General features: G+C 35.8%; 14 protein-coding genes and 1 tRNA gene. 4 read left to right on the forward strand and 11 right to left on the reverse strand.

Translation table 11 applies throughout. From position 1 onward, the window contains the following. Window positions 1–10: 10 nt before the first annotated feature. From IGL15_RS11725 to IGL15_RS11750, 6 genes are all read right to left on the reverse strand, one after another. Complete coding sequence (locus IGL15_RS11725) at window positions 11–880, reverse strand: two-component system regulatory protein YycI (protein WP_104765566.1); 870 nt, start codon at window positions 878–880, stop codon at window positions 11–13. Further along, entirely contained in the window at window positions 881–2,197 is a 1,317-nt protein-coding gene (locus IGL15_RS11730; protein WP_002299788.1) for a YycH family regulatory protein, read from the reverse strand. It abuts the gene before it with no gap. After that, window positions 2,194–4,029: a cell wall metabolism sensor histidine kinase WalK gene (gene walK / locus IGL15_RS11735; RefSeq protein ID WP_002294131.1), complete on the reverse strand. Its 1,836-nt coding sequence runs from the start codon at window positions 4,027–4,029 to the stop codon at window positions 2,194–2,196. Before walK ends, IGL15_RS11730 begins: the two co-directional genes overlap by 4 nt. Before the next feature lie 4 nt (window positions 4,030–4,033). Further along, window positions 4,034–4,738 (reverse strand): response regulator YycF, encoded by a 705-nt coding sequence (gene yycF, locus IGL15_RS11740; protein ID WP_002288850.1) that lies wholly within the window; start codon window positions 4,736–4,738, stop codon window positions 4,034–4,036. A gap of 189 nt (window positions 4,739–4,927) precedes the next feature. Then, the gene (locus IGL15_RS11745) at window positions 4,928–5,788 is read right to left on the reverse strand and encodes a DegV family protein (protein WP_002294132.1); all 861 of its coding nucleotides are present in this window, start codon (window positions 5,786–5,788) and stop codon (window positions 4,928–4,930) included. Continuing rightward, entirely contained in the window at window positions 5,775–6,344 is a 570-nt protein-coding gene (locus IGL15_RS11750) for a DUF1836 domain-containing protein (RefSeq protein ID WP_002322652.1), read from the reverse strand. Before IGL15_RS11750 ends, IGL15_RS11745 begins: the two co-directional genes overlap by 14 nt. A gap of 380 nt (window positions 6,345–6,724) precedes the next feature. On the opposite strand from IGL15_RS11750, the gene IGL15_RS11755 reads away from it, so the two are divergent. Then, window positions 6,725–6,797 (forward strand) — tRNA-Lys (locus IGL15_RS11755). A 496-nt stretch (window positions 6,798–7,293) separates the two neighbouring features. On the opposite strand, the gene IGL15_RS11760 is transcribed toward IGL15_RS11755, so the two are convergent. From IGL15_RS11760 to IGL15_RS11780, 5 genes are read right to left on the reverse strand one after another with little or no spacing between them, the layout of a single operon-like run. Continuing rightward, on the reverse strand, window positions 7,294–7,680 hold the full coding sequence (locus tag IGL15_RS11760) for a DUF4064 domain-containing protein (protein WP_002294609.1): 387 nt from the start codon (window positions 7,678–7,680) through the stop codon (window positions 7,294–7,296). Further along, a complete protein-coding gene (locus IGL15_RS11765) occupies window positions 7,677–8,198 on the reverse strand; it encodes an RDD family protein (RefSeq protein WP_104765565.1) in 522 nt (173 codons plus the stop codon). Before IGL15_RS11765 ends, IGL15_RS11760 begins: the two co-directional genes overlap by 4 nt. Window position 8,199: 1 nt before the next feature. Then, entirely contained in the window at window positions 8,200–9,234 is a 1,035-nt protein-coding gene (gene sppA, locus IGL15_RS11770; protein WP_010727349.1) for a signal peptide peptidase SppA, read from the reverse strand. Between the two features lie 32 nt (window positions 9,235–9,266). Further along, on the reverse strand, window positions 9,267–10,682 hold the full coding sequence (locus tag IGL15_RS11775; protein ID WP_104765570.1) for an HlyD family secretion protein: 1,416 nt from the start codon (window positions 10,680–10,682) through the stop codon (window positions 9,267–9,269). Next, complete coding sequence (locus IGL15_RS11780) at window positions 10,651–12,804, reverse strand: peptide cleavage/export ABC transporter (RefSeq protein WP_002307140.1); 2,154 nt, start codon at window positions 12,802–12,804, stop codon at window positions 10,651–10,653. The genes IGL15_RS11775 and IGL15_RS11780 overlap by 32 nt, the downstream gene beginning before the upstream one ends. A gap of 257 nt (window positions 12,805–13,061) precedes the next feature. Between IGL15_RS11780 and IGL15_RS11785 the strand changes: the two genes are divergently transcribed. From IGL15_RS11785 to IGL15_RS11795, 3 genes are all read left to right on the forward strand, one after another. Further along, window positions 13,062–13,298: a bacteriocin gene (locus IGL15_RS11785; protein ID WP_104765564.1), complete on the forward strand. Its 237-nt coding sequence runs from the start codon at window positions 13,062–13,064 to the stop codon at window positions 13,296–13,298. Between the two features lie 18 nt (window positions 13,299–13,316). Beyond that, window positions 13,317–13,532: a Blp family class II bacteriocin gene (locus IGL15_RS11790; protein WP_002307138.1), complete on the forward strand. Its 216-nt coding sequence runs from the start codon at window positions 13,317–13,319 to the stop codon at window positions 13,530–13,532. 226 nt (window positions 13,533–13,758) lie between these two features. Beyond that, a complete protein-coding gene (locus IGL15_RS11795; RefSeq protein WP_000222572.1) occupies window positions 13,759–14,712 on the forward strand; it encodes an IS30 family transposase in 954 nt (317 codons plus the stop codon). The last annotated feature ends 486 nt before the right edge of the window (window positions 14,713–15,198 follow it).

The raw sequence follows: 15,198 nt of genomic DNA on the forward strand, positions 1-15,198 counted from the left end.
ACTCGCTTTTTTATTGATCTTCCACTTTTGGTACAGTATTGTTTGTCACGATCGTATTGCTGAAAGCGTTGACGCTCTCGATTTGGACCACTTTATCGCTTGTTTCGATCGCTACATGCCAAACAGGAACATACACATTTTTTTCCCGGACTTTCAGAATACAGGAATAAGCTAGTTGACGCCATAAAATTTTTGATCCTCTTGGTATTTTGTTATTGATGTACAATGTATTGATTGCTTCCTCTTCCGTATACAGTTCCGTCTTTTCGCGCAGCTGCTCGATATCAGATAAATGCGTCTGCATGTATTTCGTGATGCTATAATCATTATCGTTTTTTTCTAAAGAAAGAACGATTTTTGCTGTATCATCATTGAATGGGATGCCTTCATACTCTTGGCTTGCTTGGATTTCTAGTGGTTCTTCTTCTAAATGAGAAAAGTTTTTCGTGTACACATAATCATTACCGAATAAAATATTGTCTTTGTTAGATAAAAAATCTTCCAAGGAACTACTAATTTTATCTGGATCGATCACGTTCTTTTCAGCATCTGAACTGGATAAAGATTTCGTCAAAACATCACCGTCTAAAAACACACCACTTGCCAGCAAGCCGCTTTTACCAGCCTTGCGATAATTCGCTAATGAAGTGCTAAGATTGGTCTGCTCCGCGCTAAGATAATAGCCTTGCTTGTTCTCAGACGAAATCTTCCCCATGTAAGTGATATCGTCGCTAGCCAGACGTTGTTGGATTGATTCAGTCTGATTAGAGCGAATGACATTGTTTTCTTGGTATACCGCGTCATGATAACTGCTGAATAAAAACACATTCAACCCTAAAAAAGCGACGAAAAATATCCATTCGATTTTTTTGAAATCCAATTAATTCGCCTCCAATCCAGGTAATTTTTCCAGAAGGTCGTTAGCTGAATACCAGTTATCTTTATATTTCACATACCATTCAGGTAAGAGATCAACAACACGATTCGTTTCTTTGACATTTTGCCATGTATAGCCAACGATCACTGAACCAATCTTGTTGCTATCTGCTCCCTTAGCTTTTAACTGCTGGATGATTTCATTCGTACTTGCAAGTTCTACTTCTTCGTCTGAAGGTATCGGCACTTGAATCGTATTCAAACTGGTTTGGATATTCACTTGCACAGAACCATTCGTTTCACCGCCAACTTCCACACCAATCTGTCCTCTGCTGTCTGTCCCAAAAACCGGGAAGCCTTCCACGAATATCCGATAATCGATCGTATTGTCACTGCGGTCAAAATATCTGAGGTTCCCTAAAGAACTGCCTAATTTGCTAATATAGGGGAAACTTTCAGAAAATACACTAGCATTTTCTTTTTTCTCTGGCAGCTCTCCACGAAAATCAACTACTTGCGTTTCCGAATGGATAGACATTGTTTCATTCCCACCGTAAAAAATCAATTCATTGCTTTCATCATTATTCTTCACGCTATCTGGTTTCTGGAAAAAAGCATTTCTAAAAAGTGTATAGGGTTGCTGTGACAGGATATAACTATACTTTTTCAGTTTGATCGAATGTTTCGTAGCATATTGCGTGTCGATTGTCGATGGTTCTGTTGTCATTTCTGTCCATTTTGTGTCGTTTGCTGTTAATTCTTTATTGATATCTGTCCAATTCAACGAAATATTCGCTTCATATACGAGATGGTTCGAATAATTCAAAAATCGGATTTTTTTATTTCCTTGATCGAATTGTATTCTAGTAAAATACATATTTTCGCTTTCTTTTGCCAAGTTCGACACATCTAAATCTAAATCAAATGCTTCCTTGTATTCTCTTAGCAAAAAAGGCGCATTATAGGCCAACTCAAAACCAGAGTTCAGATTTTTCACCTGTTCAAACTGTGATTTGTCTCCTGAAACTACTTCAGAAAGCTTTCCAAATCTTGCTTTATCGATGATCAATTGCAATCGGTACACGAGATTTTCACTGTTGGTTTCTTGGATCGTTCCCGAATGGTGCCATGTAACATGAAGCGGAAGAAAGACTTCGGAAGTTTTTCGATTGCTTTGAGACTCGATCATTTGAGTGTTTGTCTCATCTACGTTGATTGAACTTTTTCCTGCTGGGCTCAGCCAGATTGCATAAGAGAAGTATATGCTTAACGCAACCATCAAAATGAGTCCTATACGAACGACTTTTTCAGAGATTCTCATTCCCACCATTCCTCCTCATAAGGTTCATATGGCAGCGAGATATAAAAAGTCGACCCTTTTCCTTCCTTGCTCTCTGCCCAAATAGCGCCTCGATGCGCCTTAATCACTTCTCTAGAAATAGCTAATCCAAGTCCTGTCCCACCTTGTGCTCTTGCACGTGCTTTATCTACTCGATAGAACCGCTCGAACACTCGGTTCAGATCTTTTTTAGGAATCCCCAATCCTTGATCGGTGATACTTAAAATCACGTTATTATGCGTTTCTAATAAGCGACAAGTAATCGTTCCCCCATCTGGTGAATACTTGATCGCGTTATTCATGATATTATCGACTACTTGGATGATTTTATCTGTATCTACTTCGACCCAAAGATCTCTTTGCGTAAATTCACGACGGATCTTATAATTTTTTTCCTGATTTCCCACCATCATATCAAACCGGTCAAGAACAAAATTCACTAACTCGTTGAAATTGACATATTCTAATTGAAGCTGGGTATTACCTGTATCCATGCGAGATAGATTTAAGAGGTCATTGATCATTCGAATCATTCGGTCTGTTTCATCTAGCGTTACCTTCAAAAAATTTGGTGCTACTTCCTCGTCTTTCCACGCACCTTCGCTCAATGCTTCGATATAACTACGCATACTTGTCAACGGTGTACGAAGTTCATGGGAAACATTAGAGACGAATTCACGACGTTCCCGTTCTGTTTTTTCTTGTTCTGTCACATCATGCAAGACAGCTACTAATCCGCTGATAAAACCTGATTCGCGACGGATCATAGAAAAGTCTACTCGCAAGATCATCTGATCACTTTCCAATGTACTGGTTGAACGGTCAAGTACCATTTCGTTTGGATCTTCTAATAATTTCCGCAACGTATATTCTTCTTCGATATCTAAAAGTGTCAAAATCGATTGTCCGATTGCTTCCTCGTTTTTGATATCTAGCAAGGAAACAGCCATATCATTGATCGTAATGACTTTACCCCTGCGATCTGTCGCAATGACGCCGTCTGTCATATGGGATAGCACGCTATCCAAACGATTGCGTTCAGCTTCCATTGTATCTTGAGCTTCTTCAATACGTTCAGCTAACTGATTGAAGGTATCAGCCAGCTGTCCAAGTTCATCTTGTCCATGCACTTTGACTTTCCGACTGTAGTCTCCTCTAGCGATTCGAATGGCTTGTTCTCTCATTTCACCGATCGGCTGTGTAATCGAACGAGCAACTAAAACAGATACGATCATTGAAATAAATGCCGCAATTAGTGAGGCAGTAAAGAAAATGACTGCTGTGTTATTGATTTCCGAATATTTTTGTTCGATATTACTTTTGACGTAAAGAGCCCCGATAACGGCATCGCCGGTCGGGGACAGGATCGGTTGAACATTGATATTCACCCGTTTATCGTCGTTATCTAAAGCAACATAACGTTTAGTCGTGAAATCATTGATATCAACATAATCATTTTTCTTTCCCACAGCGCTTTGTTCATTGACATCGGTTGTTCCTCGGATGATCCCTTTTTCGTCAACGACCCGTATTTCGATGATATCGCTAGTCGCACTGTTTTCAATAAATCTTTTGATATTCGCATTTACCTCTTCATCATCTGCATTATCTTTTCGATTCAATTCCGGGCTGATTGTTGTTGCTAATGATTCCACCGTTTGATTCATATCTTTAATAAATGTATTGATCGTGGAACGTTCTAAACCACGTATAAAGTAGGCACCAATAATTTCGATCGAGATCAATAAAATCAGAATAAAGGTAATAGCGATCTTAAAATTGACTGATCGAAAAAAGCGGACTTTTCTTTTCATCCAATTACTCCTGTTCTGGGTTACGCAAATAGTAACCGACACCACGACGTGTCACTAAATAATTTGGATGGCTTGGATTATCTTCGATCTTTTCACGCAAACGACGTACAGTTACATCCACTGTTCGTACATCTCCAAAATAATCATAACCCCAAACCGTTTGTAATAAATGTTCTCTTGTCATCACTTGTCCAAGGTGCTTCGCCAAGTAAAAGAGTAGTTCGAATTCACGATGTGTTAACTCGATTGTTTCTCCTCGTTTCGTCACCATGTAAGCTTCTGGATGGATCGTCAAATCACCAATCGTCAATTCCGCAGGTGCTGCCTCTTCTGGTTCCTTCGCAGCCGTGGCACCGCGACGAAGATTTGCTTTGACACGTGCAACTAATTCTCGGTTGGAAAATGGCTTGGTCACGTAATCATCGGCGCCTAACTCTAAGCCTAGGACTTTATCAATTTCAGAATCTTTGGCTGTTACCATAATGATCGGCATATCATAAGTTTTGCGTACCTCACGAGCAACTTCTAAGCCGTCCATTTTAGGTAGCATCAAATCAAGTAAAATCAAATCAGGTTCTACCTCAGCAACTTTTTCCAAGGCTTCTTCCCCATCATATGCAGTATAAACATCATAGCCTTCTTTGGCTAAATTGAATTTGACGATATCCGAAATCGGCTTCTCATCATCGACAACTAAAACTTTTTTCATAAAGAGCCACCTCTTATATATTATTGTCATACCTTCTCATTATACCGTATTTCTGCTTTTGTTTCATCTTTGCCTATAAAACAAAAGAGAAAATTAAAATGAAAGTGCAAAATACTTTATTATTTTTTGTTCTAACTTCAATAAAAAAGGAAAACACTGATTTTCACCTCAGTGTTTCCTTTTTTTGATTTATCCTTCTAAAACTTGTACACCGACACCCAATAATCCCGGACCAGTGTGGACTACTAATGCCGGAGAAATCTGGCCAAAGTAGATTTGGTTTGCTTGTGGGAACTCTCTTTTAAGTCTCGCTTCCATTTCAATTGCTTCTTCTTTCGCATCCCCATGGGCAACAGCTAAGTTGAAGACCTTTGCATTACCGATTTTTTCTTTGACGTAAGCAACCGTTTTATCCAAACTTTTTTTACGTCCCCTAGCTTTTCCTACTGTGTAATAAATCCCTTCTTCATTACATGAGATGATTGGGTTAAGCTTTAAAGCGGTTCCTACAATAGAAGCAACTAAACCGATCCGTCCACCTTTTTGAAGATATTCCAATGTCGCAACATTAAAGAAAACTTTTGTTCTTTCGACTAACTCATTCAGATTACTGATCAGTTGATCCCATTCTACTCCTTCTTCCAGCCATTTTGCTGCTTGGATCGCAGAAAAACCTGCACCAATACCAATATTTTTCGTATCTAGTACATATGCTTCCAATTCTTCTTGCTGTTGTGCAATTAAACGAACCACATTATATGTCCCGCTCAATCCACTGGAAATTGTTACCGCAAGTACCTTTTCATAACCGTCTTTTTTGATTTGCTCAAAGATTTCTGTGATCGACTCACCATCCGGCAAAGATGTACCAGGGATTTCCTCTGGCAAACGTTGATAGATCTCTTCAGGGGTAATGTCAATTTTATCTGTATATACCTGATCTTTATAAATAATTTTCAATGGGATCATATACATCTCGTATTTTTTTATCAATTCTTCTGGCACATCCGTACCTGAATCTACTAAAATTGCGATTTTATTGTTTTTCATTTGTTTTCTCCTCTTTTAAATATTCGGTTTCTAGAACAATCGTTTTTTCCGCAAGAAGTTTCATTGCAAACGATAAAGTTGCCGCTCTTACAGCAATATATTCTACAGGGGTTGCCTGGTCGAATTTTTGCGGATGAGATTTACCTTGTGCTAATTGGCTGACCATCCACACAGCTGCTTCTTGTTCATCGCAAAATAGATTATAGGCTTCACGAATTCCTACTGTTTTTCCTTGGAACAATATCCCTTCTTTGATTTCAGGAATAGTCAATACTTGTTTCAACGTAGTGATTGCAAGTAAAAATGCTACGTGTTCTTTGTTATATCTTTTTTTAACTGGTGCTGGTATCAAACCTAGTTTAACGTAATTGTTTACCATAGAAGAGGTAAGCAATGGATGCTTTTCTCCTTGTATCACAGGTGAAAGATAACGATCAACTAACGTTCTGACTTGGTCCATATAAAGTTCTAAGTCAGGGAGTTCTTCCCAGTGAGGCAGACGGAATGTTTCTAGTTCCTTCCCCCACTCCATTAATTGCTGACGCATTTTTTCCATCATAACCGCTCCTTTTTTCATTTCATAAACATGATATCAGACTTATGATAAACATTCAATCTAGTTGCTTTAACTAGGTGATTTGATTAGCGGGATTCCATGAAAACAAAAAACAAGAAGGCTAAGCCTTCTTGTCTTTTATCGTTAAGAACAGGAGACCCGCCGGGGAGACGGCGGGAAAGGAGTAAAAAATGAAAAAAGTGTTAGGGTTTGTTCTCTTGCAAGAACTTTGTTTGTTGGTATGCTTATATAATAGCGAGCAAATGTGAATAATCTATGAATGATTTCCTATAAGGAAGTAAAGATTTTTCTGATTTTCTTTAAATGTAGTCTTGCATTTTAAAATTCTTAGTGCTACTATTATTAAGTACTTTTTGTACGGGCCGTTAGCTCAGTTGGTAGAGCAGCTGACTCTTAATCAGCGGGTCGCGGGTTCGAGCCCCTCACGGCCCATTGGGTGCCAAACCCACGGAACAGGTAAATGTTGGTGCGAAAGCATTTCGAAAACATTTACGCTGTTCTTTTTTTATTTTTCAAAATAACTAGGGCTTTTTATTTTTAACTCAAAGTCCACTGTAGCCTTTTGGACTTTGAGTTAAAAAAGAAGCATAATTATGAACAGTAAAGTTTCTAATATAACAATAATTCGAGAAGCTTTGCAAAATCATGCTGCCAATGAACTCTCTAAACATATAGGATTAAATCTAAGTACTATAAAAGGTTAAAAAGTGAAGAATATTTAATAGAAAAACTAAATTTACTTGCTGCTTTCCCCTTTTCCATTAATACAACAATCAGAGAGTGTCTTTTTTTCGAAAAAATTAGAATAAATAAAAGACACGTAGTTTTTTTATCTACATGTCTTCCATCGACTACAAGTTATCATTTCTCAAAACGTATTTAGCTTTTAATTGATTAATTCGTTTCACGTTGTCTACACATTGCCTAATTAAGACTTTCTTATTAGAAGCATCAATCCCGCAATAATACCTAAAACTCCAGGAATTACCCACAATAATGTTAAAAGAAAAAATGGAATAATAGATAAAATGAGTAAACTAATACCATAGACCACTGTTTTTTGATTTTTTCTTACTAAAAAACCTATTATGAAAATCATTATCGAAAAAACTAGGGTAATTCCTCCAAATAAAACAACATTCCCGCTTAGATTGACTAACATATCTATATCCTTACTGGTTAGTTCTGTAGTATTTAAAGTAGTTGAATCAATAGAAGATAGAAACATACCACCCATCAATGCTAAAAGACTACATAAAATCCCTGTTATTCCACTAATTAAAATCAAAATAAACTCTGTTTTTCTCTTATTCACTTAATTCTCTCCAGATTAAGTGTTTTAGAATTAGAAATTTTTTGACCATAGTTAATAGCTTCTAATGAACGAATAACAACCACTGACGTGTTAGAAAAATAATCCCCAATATGTTGTTTCTTGGGTGTGAAAGCAGCCACCAAATACCCAATTTGAAATACAAAATTTTTTAATATAAACCTACATATACACTCACGAATAAAGATAGTTTGCCAACTTAGTTCTTTTTCCTCAAAGCTCACTACTCTTATCCCAAAAATCATTTTCCCAATTGTTTGTCCTGAATTCAGCTTAGTCAAAAGTACAAAATAGGTTAAATAAATAGCTAATGACGCTATACCATAAAAAGTAATGATGGATTTGTCAGATTCCAGTCCCATGATTTTGTAAAAGAGACCTATAGTAGCATGGGTGATGATGCTAATACAAATTAAATCAATAAGAAAAGCAAAAAATCGTAACCTAAATCCCGCAAATACATAATTAGGCAAAGTTTCAATGCCACTCTTCTTATTCATTTTATAGCCCTCCATAGTAATACATTGGTTTTGGAGTATCAGAAAATCCAAGTTTTTCAAAAACTGAAATTACACGATCTGATGTAGTTGCCTTTAGCCCTTGCCATTCAGCAATCTTATTACCTAACCAAGAAGAAGCAAAGCCAGTTGTGTCATTTTTATATTCTATAACCGTCGCATCAGTTAATTTCTTCTCTTTTTTTAGGGAATCTAATGCATCTTCAGAATAACCAATTTGATCCACCAACCCATTTTCTACTGCTTGGTTACCATCATAAATTCTTCCATCCGCAAGTTCTTTCACTGCATTAGTATCCATATTTCTTCCTTTTGCTACAACATTGACAAAACGATCATAAGCACTCATCACAAATTCCTGTATAACTTTATTCTCTTCCTCTGAAGGTTTGTGTTGAGGTGACATCATATCTTTTAATGCACCACTTTTATACGTCGCATCAGTTACGCCAAGTTTTTCTAATAAGCCAGAATAATTTAAACCAGAAATAATGACACCAATTGATCCAGTTGTTGTTTCTTCCGTAGCAAATATTTTATCTGATCCAGCAGAAATGTAGTAACCTCCACTTGCCGCTGTATTTTTAAATGCAGTATAGATAGGAATATCTAGCTTTTTAATTTTTGCCATTTCTTTAGCAATCTCAGCACTTTCATATATTCCTCCTCCAGGTGAATTTACTTCTAATAACACTCCCTTAACCGCTTTGTCTTCTTGAATTTTCTTTAGCTGTGTTAAAAAATTCTGATGGTTATATTGTTCCCTACTAAAAAGATTGCTTTCACCTGTATCTGCAATAACTCCATTGACGGATAGTTTGACAATCTTTTTATTTGATGCGCCTTCTTCTAACGTTTCTTCTGTGATTTCGTTAGATCCGTAAAAAATCTTATTTATTCCTGTTAGAGTTGTATTTGATGCTTCCTCTTTATCTTTTCCTGGAATTAGCGCGACGGTAATGGATAGTAACAATAATCCGCACGCTACTCCCACAGCAATCCATCTTCTTTTATTCATATAAACTCCTCCTATATTCTTAGTAAAAATAATTATTTTTTATTTAGAAACACATCGACAATTTGTTGCCAATATGTTTTCTCTCCTACAATTAAAGACAACTCTCCAGTTAATCCATAACGAAACGGAAACGATTGAGTTGTTTTTAACGTTCCTTTCACTGCATAAAAAACACCTTTCTCAGTGGCAGTAGAATTTTCTGAAATTTCATCTAAAGTTCCGTCGATCGTAATCGGAGCCCCACCTTTTTGATCCAATTTAAAATGAACCTTCATCCCTTCTTTAATATAGGTACTTTCATTCGCAGGTAAAAGTGCTGTAAATTTCATTTTTGATTTTTCGTGGATCGGATAAATTTCTGCAAGCACTGTTCCTTTGGCTAGTTCTGCTTGTCCCTTTGTTTCTTCATTTAAATGAACCGTTCCAGATACAGGAGCTTTTAGTATTCCTTTTGAAAGTTGATCGTCCAAACTTTTGATAACTGACTGGTTCTTCTCTTGTTTTTCATTTAGCTCTATAACTGTTTGTTTTACAGTTGTTATTGCTTGTTCTAGCTCTTGCTTTCCTTTTTCCGTTTGACTAATTCTGTCATTCTCAGAAGTAGTTGGTTTAACTAATTTAGCTTTTTCTGACTGATACTGTTCTACTTCTTTTTTTAGTTGCTCAATTTGTTCATTTATGCTTGCTGAAATTGTCAGTTTCACTTGATTTTTTTGATCATCAGAAACATTATTTAGTTGTTCTTGCCAATTCTCATAGTTTGCCATCATTTCTTTTGAAAAATCTTTTAATGATTGATTATTACTCCAAGCTACCTGTACTTGTTGCCATTCTTGTAATTTACTATCTGAACTCTCAATTTGTTTTTCTAGTTGTCTTTTTGTCTTTTCGTATACTTCTAATTGCTTTTGATCATTTAATTCACTTTGCTTCAAAGCGTAGCGGAGTGATTCTTTTTCTGACAACATGCTCTTTAATTGATTACTGTAGCCAAAACTGTCATCCGTTGAAAACAAATTTTTTCCTTTACTTATACTTTCAATAAATAGCTGAGCCATCTTTATTTGTTGAGTAATACGTTGGTTTTCTTGTTCTATCTGAGCCTTTTCATTCTCTATTAAAGAACAATCCAATCTAACCAACACATCGTCCTTATGAACCAATTGATTTTCTTTTAGGAAGTTTTCCATTATTTTAGCTTCTAATGGCACTTGTAACTTCTCTATTTTTTCGGGGTTCAATTGAGCCGTTGTCCGAATAACAACCTCTTTTTTAGCAAAGGTTAAAAACAATCCAATAATACATAAAAAAAGAATTACAGGGTATAACACCCAACGGTAGAATCTATGATGTTGTTTAGTATAGATACTAGAATGTTCGAACCAATTATTATTCTGCATAAATTGTTTCCCTCTCCTAGATTTCCCATAATTTTTGATAGATACCATCGGCAAAACGAAGTTCATCGTGCGTTCCTTTTTCTACCAAATGCCCTTCATGGAGAACTAAAATTTGATCACATGCTTTTGCTATTGGTAAATGATGCGCAATAAAAATAATCGTTTTTTCTTTTAAATTGAGGAGATAATTCATAATTGCATGTTCTAACAAGGTATCTAATCCACTAGTTGCTTCATCTAAAATTAATATGTCCGGATTTTTTAATAAAGCCCGTGCTATGGCTAATCGTTGTCGTTGCCCTCCTGAAAGATTATTTCCACCTTCTTCCAACAATGTCTCGTAACGTAATGGCTGTTGATTAATAAATTCATTTAGTTGGACTATCTCACAAACTTCTATTATTTGTTCGAAACTTGGTGGGCTATCTAAACCGAATATAAGATTCTCAATGATTGTTCCACTAAAGAAAAATGACTCTTGAGGCAAATATGTCACTCGATCGCGTAATATCTGAAAAGGAATGTCTAAGTGATTAATGTTTCCATAATGGATCGATCCTTCTGATGCTTCATAAAAACGAACAAATAACTTTGCAAGAGTTGATTTTCCAGAACCACTAACTCCAACTATAGCCGTTTTACTGTGCGAAGGAATTGTACATGAAATTTCGTTCAACGTTGGGGCCTTCATGCTATACGAGAATGAAACGTTTTTTACAGTGATATCTTGTTGAAATAATTGTTCAGAAAGCATATATTCAAAAGACTGGTTCGATTTTTCTGAATCAATCGCGAAAATTTCATTTAAACGATTATTTGCAACTTGAGCCGTTTGCATTTTCACTTGTAAATTAATAATGTTTTGTAAAGGATCTGTGAAAAATACTAGTAAAGCATTGTATGTGATAAGTTGACCTAGACTAATTCTATTATCCATAACAAAATAAGAACCTAGCCATAAAATTAATGCACTGCTAATTAATTGAATCAAATGTTTAATTCCTTGTTGAATATTATCAAGCGTAACCGTACGAAATGATTTTTTCATTAATTTAACAAATTCATGGTCTATACGGTTATATACTTTCTCTTCACCGCTATATGCTTTAATTGTTTCTATTCCTTTAAGACTTTCTATGATACTAGAATTTACAGCTGCACCGGCTGCCATTTCTTCCCTGTTCGATTTTTCATAGCTTTTCACGAAAGCGAATATTGCAACTACATAAAAAGGCAAAGAGCATAGAGTGATTAAAAACAACGTACTATTCTGAATAGCTAACGTAACCCCAACAAGCAACACCATACCAATATCTAAAAATATTGATAACGTAGCACTTGCTAAAGCATCAATAATCTTACTGGCATCAAGAAAACGAGAAATAATTTCCCCTGATTTTCTCGTAGCAAAAAAATTCATTGGTAAAGTTAACACATGTTTGAAATACTGAAGCATAATTGCCATACTCATTCGCTGTCCTAAAATAATAAGAAGATAACTACGACTATATTCAAACAATACCCGAAATAAATAGACAGCGATCAAGCCAATGGAAATTATATTTAAAGTTGAACGTGCTTGATTAGGGATGAAAAAATCAAGAATACCTTGAAAATAATATGAGCTTCCTATGCCAAAAAACGTAATGAAAATCGATGCTAAAACGATGTGGAATACTAATCCTTTTTGTTTCCAAATTATAGGCAAAAAAGAACTTAATCCAGCTACTTTTTCTTTAATAGGAATATAAGTTTCTCTAGGCATAGGTAATAAAAGAATACCTGTCCATTCTTTTTGAAACGCTTCAATCGTTTTTCTATTTTTTCCATTAGCGGGATCTGCAATCCATAGTACGTTTCCCTTCGTTTTATAAATTACAACGTAGTGCATATAGCTGTTATCAACCAATATATGTGCAATTAATGGTAAGATAAGATCTCTTTCTTTCCAGATCTCACTATCTGCTTGAATAGCCATACAATCAAAAGACAATTTTTCAAATGTCTTTTTCAATCCAAATGCTGAAGTACCCTCTAAATCAGTCCCAGATAGGTCCCGTAATTTATGAATCGGGATATCAGTTTTAAAATATTTTAAAATCATCGAAAGGCAAGCAACACCACAATCTTTTTCATCTTGTTGCTGCACAAAAGGAAATGATTTTATCACTTATCTAACACAACTCCTTCTAAAAAATTTTTATAGAAAAATTCTCAATATAGCTTTAATACAGTGAAAATATTGTCTCATAATTCCACAAAAACTTTGAAAACAGTTCTTGAACACTAACTTTTTCATTCCTGAATCAAATTTATTTTGGAAATTTTACTATTCAAGAATAAACTTGATAAGTTTCAGGAAGATTTTTACTGTTAATCAAATACGTATGTTACAGTAGCACCGTAAAAAATATTATTTAAAGAAGCGTGTTTAAACATGCAAAATGTAAAGGAACTAAGTATTGTGGAAATGCACAAACTGTTGGTGGAGGCAATAATGCTTGGGGAAAATTGGGGCAAGTTGTAGGTGGACTTACCACAGTGGCAGTAGGTGGTGCAGGTTTAGGAACAGCAATTTGTGGACCAGCTTGCGGTGTTGTTGGAGGGTTATATGGAGCTGTCGCTGGAGGTGCTGCAGCTGGCTGGGATGCTCGAAAAAAATAAAAAAGGAGAATAAGTAGTATGCATATTAAAAACACAAAAACAACATTTATATTATCTTCAGAAGAGTTGAAAAATATTCAAGGTGGGAGTGCCGTGGGAGTTTTAGGCACTACTTTTTCTGGGGCAACAGCAGGAGTAAAACTTTGTTCAGCCGGAGGACCTTATGCAATAGCTGCTTGTGGTGTAGGTGGAGCTTTATTAGGTGCTGGATTCGGCATGTGGACCGGTGCGTAAACAATTAAAAAATATCAAACCTCAAGATTGGTTTGTGTCGATTACGAACATAGGTATGTTCTTTATCTTTTCAAAAGTTTGGAATGGACAGAACTTTTTACTAAAGCTTCTTGTGCTAGTTTTTATAATTCGCCGTTTGTATAATTAAGCGAGACAAATAAAAAAGCCATTTATGTTACACTCAAATTGTAATACCCGCTAAAGCATACAAGGAGAGTGAACATAAATGACTTATACCCATCTTACACCAAACGAGCTTGTAATGATAGAAGCATATTTTCATCAAGAAACTCCGGTTGCTATCGTTGCGAAGCAGCTTAAACGTGGACGCCAAACAATTTACAATGTCTATAACTTTCTCAAATGTGGTGGAACAGCACTTGAATACTTTGAACAATACAAAGAAAATAAGCGACGTTGTGGGAGAACCGAAATCATTTTTCCTGCTGAGGAAAAAGAATACATTGAAAAAAGATCAACTGAAGGTTGGACCCCAGACGTCATTATTGGCCGTGCAGAGCGAACCTTCTCTTGTTCAGTAAGTACCCTCTATCGCCGGTTTAAGACGGGAGAATTCAATGTTTTACATTTACCGATGCAAGGAAAACGAAAACCAAATGGTTATAAGGAAAAACGTGGAAAACAGGCATTCAAAAGAAATATTTCTGAACGTAAAAAAGATTATGTCGTTTTCGAAGAAGAATTTGGACATTTAGAGGGTGATACGATTGTCGGCATCCACCATAAAAGTGCCGTCATCACACTCGTTGAGCGACTTTCAAAAGCCATTATCGCCTTGAAACCAGAAGGCCGTAAGGCAGTTGATATTGAAAATTCGATTAATGAATGGCTTCAATCCGTACCCAAAAATCTTTTCAAATCAATTACCTTTGATTGTGGAAAAGAATTCTCTAATTGGAAAAGTATTAGTAATACGAATGATATTGATATTTATTTCGCAGACCCAGGAACGCCTTCCCAACGGGGATTAAATGAACATTCAAACGGACTCCTCCGAAAAGATGGACTACCAAAAGAAATGGAATTCAACCAAGTCAATCAAGGATTCATCTCATCCGTTGCGTCCAAAAGAAACCATATCCCTAGAAAATCACTAAATTACCAAACACCATTAGAAGTTTTTTTGAGTTACGTAAATGGAAAGTTTTGTCTCGCTTAATTTGACAAATAATAATTATATTAAATTTTTATCTTTTATTAAAGTCAGATAAAAACTCTTTGGGAATGTAATGGTAGAGATATTTTTACAAAAGGACTTGGCGGCGCTGTAGTTGGTGCTGCAGGAGGACCTATTTCGGCCGTTACAGGAGGTATTGGTAATGTACTTGTCGGATGTGCATTAAAGCCTGTTCCTGCAAGTTAAATTTATAAAAACAGGAAAGTAATTATCTCAAATCCTATCAAGTACAATCATAGGATTGCACTTGACAGGATAAATTTTTTAACTAAAAAATGAAAAACACTTTCTAAAAATTAGTAGAATTTGCCAAATCTTTCGCATCTTCCACCATACATTTAATTTTAATTCCCCTTTATGGTACTTAATAAAAACAAGAAAAGAACTATTCATTTGGCCCTTTTTTGGTTCCAGACCATAGAAATATTCCTCCAGTAACTAATATTGCTGTTATGCACGTAACTAATA

Origin of the sequence: Enterococcus sp. DIV0436a, from assembly GCF_051711605.1 — a bacterium.
Classification (GTDB): Bacteria; Bacillota; Bacilli; order Lactobacillales; family Enterococcaceae; genus Enterococcus_B; species Enterococcus_B faecium.